We start from the raw sequence: 7,757 nt of genomic DNA on the forward strand, positions 1-7,757 counted from the left end.
TTTCAGGAGAAATAGTCCAGCTTCTTCTCCAGCAGCCCCAACAGCAGGGTGAGCAGGCCGTTGAAGACCAGGTAGTATACGCCGGTGAAGAACAGGGGCCACAGCAGGCCACGGTAGCCGTGGGAGCTTTTCAGGAAGGCCTCGCCTGCCCACAACAGCTCTTGCAGGGAGATGACGCCGGCCAGAGCGGTGTCCTTTAACAGGGTGATGACCTCGTTGGACATGGGGGGCACGATGCGCTTGATCATTTGCAGCAGAGTGACGTGGAAGAAAATCTGGCTCCTGGTCATGCCCAGTACCTGCCCGGCCTCTTGCTGTCCCTTGGGGACGCCCTGAATGCCGCCTCGGTAGATTTCCGAGAAGTAACAGGCGTAGTTGAGAATGAAGGTGACACTGGCGGCGATAAACCGTCCGGAATCGCCGGCGGGCCAGGGGTTTTCGAAACCAGGAATCATGCCCGGGACATAGAAGATGACGAACAGCTGGAGCATCAGCGGGGTGCCCCGGATGACCCACACCACAAATCGGCACAGCCACCGCAGGGGGTAGAAGCGGGTCATGGACCCCCAGCAGATGATTAATCCCAGGGGAAGCGCCCCCAATAGGGTGACGAAAAATAGTTTGAGCGTCTGGACAAAGCCCTCGTTCAGCGCTCCAATGACGGTTGCAAACATGTCAATACCACCTTAATATGCTTCTCAAAAATGCTTGCATTTTTGAGAGAAAGTGCAGCCCGCTGCATGCACCCTTGGGTCAAAGGGCGACCCAAGGCCACACTGGCGGGCTGAGAAGTGTTTTTTCCGATGCGCATGTCCCCGGAAAAAACAGATTTCAATTTATTTTCCCGCCCCTCGGCGGGAAAACTCTGCCGAGGGCTTATGATCCTGCAAAATAATCTGAATATCTTACATGGAATTTGCTTTTTCATGATCTGACCGAAGGCAGAGCATCCGCTCTGCCTTCGGCTGTGTCCGTGTTATGGCTGTTCCACCAATTTCTCGGCGATGCCGTACTTCTCCGCCACCTTCTGCATGGTGCCGTCGGCGTACTTCTCGGCGAAGAACTCGTTGAGCTTTTCCGCCAGGTCGGAGCCCTTGCGGAAGCCCACGCCGTACTGCTCGTCGGCCAGAGACACGGTGTAGGTGAGATTTTCATAGCTGGTGCCTTCGCCGGTGGAGGCCACAGCCATGAGGTAGTCGATGATGGCCGCATCCGAGGTGCCGGAGGCCACCTCCAGCAGAGTGTTGGCCTGACTCTTGGCGGGGGTGTAGTTGAGAGAGTAGGCCTCCGCCTGCTCCATGCCTGCCGACCCGCTTTCCACGGAGAAGCTCAGGTCTTGAATGCTGTCCACGGTCTGATATTTGTCTGCCTGGTCGGCCTTGACCACCACCACCTGGGCGTTGTTGAAATAGGGGTTGGAGCACTCCATGGCCTCCTTCACGTCCTCGGTGAGGGTCATGCCATTCCAAGCCACGTCAATGGTCTTGCCGTCCAGTTCCATGATCTTGCTGTCCCAGTCGATGAGCTGGAACTCCACCTCCACCCCCAGGCTCTCGGCAAAGAGGGTGGCCATGTCGGCGTCAAAGCCCACCCAGTTGCCATTCTCGTCCTGGTAGTCCATGGGCTCAAATTCGGTGATACCCACCACCAGGGTGCCCTTGTCCTGGACATAGGCCAGATCACTGGTGGGTTCGGTGTTTTTCGCATCTTTTCCGCTGCAAGCGGCCAGGCTCAGCCCCATGGCCAGGGCCAGCGCCAGAGAAATCATCTTTTTCATATCCTCATATCCTCCTCATTGGGGCCCTCCTGTGGGTGGAGGAGCCAGTGACGGTATTTTAGCACAGTAATGAGATAATGTAAAGAGGTAAAAAAGAAAAGTTGTCCCCGGCGGAAGGACAGTTCCGCCGGGGACGCACAGATGTACACAAATTAACCGTTGCCGGTGGGGATGAAGGGGCGGATGGCCATGGCCACATTGGAGATGGGCATGGTCTGGAGCCACACCTTGCCGGGGCCGGTGAGCAGGGTGTTGAAGAGACCCTCGCCGCCCAGGAACTTGTTTTTCAGCCCGGGCACCTGCTGGATGTCCATGGTGACGGTGGGGGAGAAGCCGGCCACGTTGCCGGTGTCCACCACGATCTGCTGACCAGGGGCCAGGTCGTACTCGATGAGCTCGCCGTCAATTTCCGCAAAGGCCACCCCGCGCCCGGACAGGCGCTGCATGATAAAGCCCTCGCCGCCGAAGAAGCCAGCCCCCAGCTTGCGGCTGAAGTGGATGGACAGGTCCACCGTGGACTCTGCGGCCAAAAAGGCGTTTTTCTGCAAAATCATCTCCTGGCCGGGCCCGATGTTCAGGGGCATGATCTTGCCGGGGAAGCTGGAGCCGAAGGCGATCATGCCCTGGCCCTGGGCGGTGTAGATGTTCTGGAACATGCTCTCTCCTGAGAAGGCCCGGGAAAACATCTTGCCCAGACCGCCCCCGGAGGTCTCCATGGCCATGTTGGGGCTCATCCACACCATGGAGCCCCGCTCGGTGATCATTTGCTCCCGGTCCTGCAAGTGGCAGATGACCACGGGGAATGCGCCGCCGGTAATTTCGTATCTCATAGAAACCCTCCCTTTTTGTATCTAGGATATTATTATCATACCTGTGGGACAAGGGGGCTGTCAAGGGCAGAAAAAGTCCTTTACAAACCCAGATAAGTGGGCTATAATCTCCTGTGGGAATGAAGTTCTCCCACGGGCAACCGAAACCGCTGTGTTCAGCTGATGACTTCTGTGATTTATTTTGGTCACAGGGGGCATTGGCTTTTTTTGTGGCCGCAAGGAGGAAACAAACATGTTAACATCCCTGGCACTCATATTCCTGGTGGGCCTATCCATGGCGGCCATCGTCCAGCAGCTCAAGCTGCCCCGCATCATCGGTATGCTCATCACCGGCATTGTGGTGGGGCCCTATGTGCTCAATTGGCTGGACCCGTCCATTCTGTCCATCTCGGCGGAATTGCGCCAGATGGCCCTTATCATCATCCTGCTGAAAGCGGGCCTGTCGCTCAACCTGTCCGACCTGAAAAAGGTGGGCCGTCCGGCGGTGATGATGTCCTTTGTCCCCGCCAGCTTTGAGATTTTGGGCTACGTGCTGGTGGCCCCCCACCTGCTGGGGGTCAACATCATGGAGGCCGCCGTCATGGGCGCCGTGCTGGGCGCTGTGTCCCCGGCGGTGGTGGTGCCCCGGATGGTGCAGCTGATGGAGACGGGGTACGGCACCAAGAAGGGCATCCCCCAGATGATTCTGGCCGGGGCCTCCTGTGATGATATCTTTGTCATCGTCCTCTTTACCACCTTTACCGGCATGGCCCAGGGTGGCAATCCCCAGCTCATGGACTTTGTCAACATCCCCGTGTCCATCGTCCTGGGTGTGGCCCTGGGCGCTGTGGTGGGGTGGCTGTTAAGCCGCTTTTTCGAGACCGCCTACGCCCACCAGCACTGTGTGCGCAACAGCACCAAGGTCATCATCGTCCTGGGCATGTCCTTCACCCTCATGGCAGTGGAGACCTGGCTGGAGGGCATCGTGTCGGTCTCCGGTCTGCTGGCCGTGGTGAGCATGGCCTGCGTGCTGAAAATCAAGAGCCCTGCCTTTGTCTCCAAGCGCCTGTCTGAGAAGTTCGGCAAGCTGTGGATTGCCGCCGAAGTCATCCTCTTCGTGTTGGTGGGCGCCGCTGTGGATATCCGCTACACCATGAGTGCCGGAGGGGCCGCTGTGCTCATGATTCTGTGCGCTCTGCTGTTCCGGGCTGTGGGCGTGTGCCTGTGCGTGGCGGGCACCAAGTTCACGGGCAAAGAGCGCCTGTTCTGCGTCATCGCCTACCTGCCCAAGGCCACGGTGCAGGCCGCCATCGGCTCGGTGCCCCTGGCCATGGGCCTGCCCTGCGGACAGATCGTGCTGTCTGTGGCGGTGCTGGGCATCCTCATCACCGCACCCCTGGGGGCCATCGGTATGGACGCCACCTACCGGAAGCTGCTGACCCGGGAGAACTTGGAAGAATAAGAGTAAAAACGAGGTGTTTTCATGGAACCCATCGCCCACATTCATACGGATTTCACCAGTAAATTCGGGGTCCCCCGCCAGGCGGGGCTGGTGCGTGAACTCCGGGCCACCATTGTCTTTGCCCCGGAGTATCGCAACCCGGAGGCGCTGCGGGGCTTAGACGGCTTCTCCCACCTGTGGCTCATCTGGGAGTTCTCCCAGTGTGTGGGCAAGCCCTGGTCCCCCACGGTGCGCCCGCCCCGGCTGGGGGGCAATGCCCGTATGGGGGTGTTTGCCACCCGGTCCCCCTTCCGGCCCAACCCCATCGGCCTGTCCTGCGTGGAGCTGGTGGGGGTGGAGGAGCATACCCCCCAGGGCCCGGTGATCTTTGTGGCGGGGGCGGACCTCATGGACGGCACCCCCATCTATGACATCAAGCCCTATGTGCCCTATGCCGACTGCCACCCGGAGGCGGTGGGGGGCTTTGCCCAGGACGCCCCGGAGCAGAAGCTGAAGGTGGAGATCCCGCCCCATCTGCTCTGCCTCATTCCTGAAGGCAAGCGGGAGGCCCTGGCCGGAGTGCTGGCCCAAGACCCCCGGCCCCCCTACCAGCGGGACAGCCAGCGGGTGTACGGCTTCGGCTTTGGCGGGCTGGAGGTGCACTTCACCGTGGACAACGGCGTAGCCCGGGTCGTGGATATCCACGGGTGAGGGGGACGCTGGTATGAACATGATACGCACCACGGAAGCCCTAACATTTCAGGACTTCCTCCGCTACCCGGCCCTTCGGGTGGAGGAGGGGGAGTTTGCCTTTGTCACCGGGCGCAGCGGGGCGGGGAAGAGCACCTATCTGCTGCTTCTGGTAGTGCTGGTGGTGATGCGGGTGTGCCGCATCGACCAGACCCGTCTGCTGGTGGTGTCCAGCATGAAGATGACGGTGCAGCTCATCCTGGCGGGGCTCATCCTCACCTGTAAAAACGCTAAAGGATGTGCCACAAAACTTACGTTTTGCGACACATCCTTTTTAACTACTTTTGTAAGCCTTTGGCCAGGGCAATGAGGTGGTCTAGTTGCTCAGGCTCCAAGGTTTTGGCCACTTCCAAGAGCTCCGAGGCTTTGGAGGGGGCGGTGGCCTGGGTGTCGAAGAAGTCCCTTGGAGAAATCCCCAGATAGTCGCAGATATAGAAAAATGCCGCCATAGATGGCAGATTCACACCGTTTTCGATGTTATTGATGTATCCGGCACTTTGTCCGATGGACAGGCTCATATCTCGGGCAGACACCCCTTTTTGTAACCGAAGTTGGGTCAGCCGTTTGATAAATTCCTCTTTCTCCACAGTCCCCACCACCTTTTGTATGATTGTACTATATGGTATGTGAAAAACTGTATAGTTCATTCATTGATTTAAATCTGAGTAACTACTATAATTAGACATAAGGTGGATAATATACAAATAGATTAGATGTGAGAGACATGAGAGAACAGACCGCTTGTTTTACCGGACACCGTACCATCCCGCCCCAGCAGTTGGAAGCTCTGGCCCAGCGGCTACGGGCGGCGGTGGAGGACGCCATTGGCCGGGGCTACCGCTACTTTGGGGCGGGGGGTGCCTTGGGATTTGACACGCTGGCGGCCCAGACGGTGCTGGAATTGAAAAAAGACCACCCCCACATCCGCCTCATTTTGGTGCTGCCCTGTCTGTCTCAGGCAGAGCGGTGGAGCAGAGAACAGCAGCAGACCTATGAGGCCATCAAGGCCCAGGCGGACAAGGTGGTGTACACGTCCCAAGGGTACCACCGGGGATGTATGCACGTGCGCAACCGCCACCTGGTGGACCACAGCAGTCTGTGCATCAGCTACCTCACCCAGCCCACGGGCGGGACCGCGTACACGGTGGACTATGCCACGGCCCAGGGGCTGGAGGTGGTGAACCTGGGGGACACACCACGATAAAAAGCACACGCTGAAACGCTCAGCGTGTGCTTTTCCTATGCCAGGGCCCCCAGAGCCAAGAACATGAGGGACAGCACCAGCAGGATGGCCAACAGTTTCCAGATAAACTTTAAAAACGCCCCATAGGGCACATGGCCCAGGGCCAGGGCCCCCATCACCACCGCACTGGTAGGGGTGATGAGATTGATAAGCCCCGAGGCGGTCTGAAAGGCGGTGATGACCACCTCCCGCCCCACCCCCGCGAAGTCCGCCAGAGGGGCCATAATGGGCATGGACAGGGTGGCCAGCCCCGAGGAGGAGGGGATGAGGAAGGACAGGGGCAGGTAGAGAAGGAAGGTGAGCAGAGTAAAGCTCACTGCCCCCGCCCCCCGCAGGGCCTGTTCCCCCCAGTAGAGCACCGTGGCGGTGATTTGGCCCCCATTCATGATGACGGTGATACCCCGGGAAATGCCGATGATAAAGGCCACTCCCAGCAGGTCCGCGGCCCCGTGAATGAAGGCCCCCACCGTCTCCTCCTCCCCCAGCCCGCAGCACACCCCCACCAGGATGGAGGCGGCCAGGAACAGGGCGGAGAGCTGGGGGAACCACCAGCCCAGGGTGGGCAGGGGCAGCCCCATGTCGTCAAAGGGAATGACGGCGTAGATCATCACCAGGAAGGTGAGGGCAAAGAGGGCCAGAGCCAGAGACTGCACCCAGGTCAGCTTGGCCCCGTCCGAACCCTGGGCGGCAAAGCGGGCGGTGTAATCCGCCCGACGGCTGGCCATGAGGGAGATCTCCGGGTGGGCTTTGACCCGGGCGGCGTAGCGCATCACAAAATAGATGGACGCCGCCAGCATCACCACCAGCATGAGAAGGCGCAGCAGCATCCCGGTGCCCAGGGACACCCCGGCAAAGCCTGCGGCGATGCCGGTGGCGAAGGGGTTGACGGTGGAGGCCAGGGTGCCCACCCCGGCCCCCACCAAAATCACCGCCACAGCGGTAATGGGGTCATACCCGGCGGAGACCAGAATGGGGAGCACCAGAGGGTAAAAGGCGATGGTCTCTTCCGCCATGCCGAAGGTGGTGCCCCCCAGGGCGAACACCAGCATCAAAATGGGGATGAGCAGGGTCTCCTTGCCCCGGAGCTTGGCCACCAAGGCGGAGATGCCCCGGTCAATGGCCCCGGTTTTGCCCACAACCCCCAGAAACCCACCCACCATGAGGATAAAGGCGGCGATGTCGATGGCCTCGTACAGCCCCTCCAGGGGGGCGGTGAACACCGAGGTGATGGGCTGGCCCTGTTGGGGAATCTGCTCATAGGTGCCCGACACCGGCTCCCCCTCTGCTCCGGTCTGGTAGCGTCCGGCGGGGATGACCCAGGTGAGAATGGTCATCACCAGCAGCAGGGAGAGGAGAATGGTGTAGGCGGTAGGCATGCGAAAGGATTTCATAGTGTACCTCCTTACGGAGAAATGAATACAGGCTTGCCAGCCTGGTGGGGACGCTCCCCGCTGGGGGTGACTTTTGTTCGGGCAAAAGTCACCAAAACCCGCCCAGGGCGTTCCCCCCTAGGTACCCCCCTGGGGTACTGGGCTGAAACTGCGTCAAGTCTAGGCTCGGCCCGTCACCCTTGCTGTGGGTCCTGGCTCTGCTATGATACCAGGCTACCCTGGGCAGCTGGCCCTATGGATGGGCGGTTTCCACGTCCGGGCCTACCCTGGAGAAGCGGCGTTCCCGCCGCCGGGGGTTTTGCTGCACCATCCTGTTGCGCTGCGGTAAGGGCCGTGGCTTGCCCGG

General features: G+C 59.9%; 10 protein-coding genes and 1 riboswitch. Of the genes, 4 read left to right on the top strand and 6 right to left on the bottom strand.

Annotated features, from left to right (window positions below):
• Nucleotides 1–2 precede the first annotated feature (2 nt).
• The 4 genes from B5F22_RS09735 to B5F22_RS09745 form a co-directional block, all read right to left on the bottom strand.
• Entirely contained in the window at nt 3–674 is a 672-nt protein-coding gene (locus tag B5F22_RS09735) for an amino acid ABC transporter permease (RefSeq protein WP_087392412.1), read from the bottom strand.
• Nucleotides 647–928, bottom strand: coding sequence for a hypothetical protein (locus tag B5F22_RS12075; protein ID WP_143482232.1), 282 nt, complete (start codon nt 926–928; stop codon nt 647–649). The genes B5F22_RS09735 and B5F22_RS12075 overlap by 28 nt, the downstream gene beginning before the upstream one ends.
• 48 nt (nt 929–976) lie before the next feature.
• The gene (locus B5F22_RS09740) at nt 977–1,777 is read right to left on the bottom strand and encodes a transporter substrate-binding domain-containing protein (RefSeq protein ID WP_087392413.1); all 801 of its coding nucleotides are present in this window, start codon (nt 1,775–1,777) and stop codon (nt 977–979) included.
• 152 nt (nt 1,778–1,929) lie between these two features.
• The gene (locus tag B5F22_RS09745) at nt 1,930–2,607 is read right to left on the bottom strand and encodes a TIGR00266 family protein (RefSeq protein WP_087392414.1); all 678 of its coding nucleotides are present in this window, start codon (nt 2,605–2,607) and stop codon (nt 1,930–1,932) included.
• 106 nt (nt 2,608–2,713) lie between these two features.
• Nucleotides 2,714–2,786, top strand: a riboswitch (Fluoride riboswitch).
• Between the two features lie 53 nt (nt 2,787–2,839).
• Between B5F22_RS09745 and B5F22_RS09750 the strand changes: the two genes are divergently transcribed.
• Genes B5F22_RS09750 through B5F22_RS12080 form a run of 3 tightly spaced genes read left to right on the top strand, consistent with a single transcriptional unit; the run spans nt 2,840 to nt 5,087 of the window.
• Nucleotides 2,840–4,048, top strand: coding sequence for a cation:proton antiporter (locus tag B5F22_RS09750; RefSeq protein WP_087392415.1), 1,209 nt, complete (start codon nt 2,840–2,842; stop codon nt 4,046–4,048).
• Between the two features lie 21 nt (nt 4,049–4,069).
• Nucleotides 4,070–4,738, top strand: a complete 669-nt coding sequence (tsaA, locus tag B5F22_RS09755) for a tRNA (N6-threonylcarbamoyladenosine(37)-N6)-methyltransferase TrmO (protein WP_087392416.1) — start codon at nt 4,070–4,072, stop codon at nt 4,736–4,738.
• Between the two features lie 13 nt (nt 4,739–4,751).
• Nucleotides 4,752–5,087, top strand: coding sequence for an ABC transporter permease (locus B5F22_RS12080; protein ID WP_242955103.1), 336 nt, complete (start codon nt 4,752–4,754; stop codon nt 5,085–5,087).
• On the opposite strand, the gene B5F22_RS09765 is transcribed toward B5F22_RS12080, so the two are convergent.
• Nucleotides 5,056–5,364 (bottom strand): helix-turn-helix transcriptional regulator, encoded by a 309-nt coding sequence (locus B5F22_RS09765; protein ID WP_242955104.1) that lies wholly within the window; start codon nt 5,362–5,364, stop codon nt 5,056–5,058. The genes B5F22_RS12080 and B5F22_RS09765 overlap by 32 nt on opposite strands.
• Nucleotides 5,365–5,501: 137 nt before the next feature.
• Here B5F22_RS09765 and B5F22_RS09770 point away from each other — a divergent pair, with 137 nt between their 5' ends.
• The gene (locus B5F22_RS09770; RefSeq protein WP_087392418.1) at nt 5,502–5,981 is read left to right on the top strand and encodes an SLOG family protein; all 480 of its coding nucleotides are present in this window, start codon (nt 5,502–5,504) and stop codon (nt 5,979–5,981) included.
• Between the two features lie 35 nt (nt 5,982–6,016).
• On the opposite strand, the gene B5F22_RS09775 is transcribed toward B5F22_RS09770, so the two are convergent.
• Nucleotides 6,017–7,411, bottom strand: a complete 1,395-nt coding sequence (locus B5F22_RS09775) for a YfcC family protein (RefSeq protein WP_087392419.1) — start codon at nt 7,409–7,411, stop codon at nt 6,017–6,019.
• Between the last annotated feature and the right edge of the window lie 346 nt (nt 7,412–7,757).

The organism is Pseudoflavonifractor sp. An187 (assembly GCF_002160275.1).
GTDB lineage: Bacteria > Bacillota > Clostridia > Oscillospirales > Oscillospiraceae > Enterenecus > Enterenecus faecium.

Excerpts from the sequence above, each read along its gene's own strand:
- B5F22_RS09750 (WP_087392415.1), top strand. The coding sequence starts at position 2,840 with ATGTTAACATCCCTGGCACTCATATTCCTGGTGGGCCTATCCATGGCG.
- B5F22_RS12075 (WP_143482232.1), bottom strand. The coding sequence starts at position 928 with ATGAAAAAGCAAATTCCATGTAAGATATTCAGATTATTTTGCAGGATC.
- B5F22_RS12080 (WP_242955103.1), top strand. The coding sequence starts at position 4,752 with ATGAACATGATACGCACCACGGAAGCCCTAACATTTCAGGACTTCCTC.
- B5F22_RS09770 (WP_087392418.1), top strand. The coding sequence starts at position 5,502 with ATGAGAGAACAGACCGCTTGTTTTACCGGACACCGTACCATCCCGCCC.
- B5F22_RS09745 (WP_087392414.1), bottom strand. The coding sequence starts at position 2,607 with ATGAGATACGAAATTACCGGCGGCGCATTCCCCGTGGTCATCTGCCAC.
- B5F22_RS09740 (WP_087392413.1), bottom strand. The coding sequence starts at position 1,777 with ATGAAAAAGATGATTTCTCTGGCGCTGGCCCTGGCCATGGGGCTGAGC.
- B5F22_RS09735 (WP_087392412.1), bottom strand. The coding sequence starts at position 674 with ATGTTTGCAACCGTCATTGGAGCGCTGAACGAGGGCTTTGTCCAGACG.
- tsaA (WP_087392416.1), top strand. The coding sequence starts at position 4,070 with ATGGAACCCATCGCCCACATTCATACGGATTTCACCAGTAAATTCGGG.
- B5F22_RS09775 (WP_087392419.1), bottom strand. The coding sequence starts at position 7,411 with ATGAAATCCTTTCGCATGCCTACCGCCTACACCATTCTCCTCTCCCTG.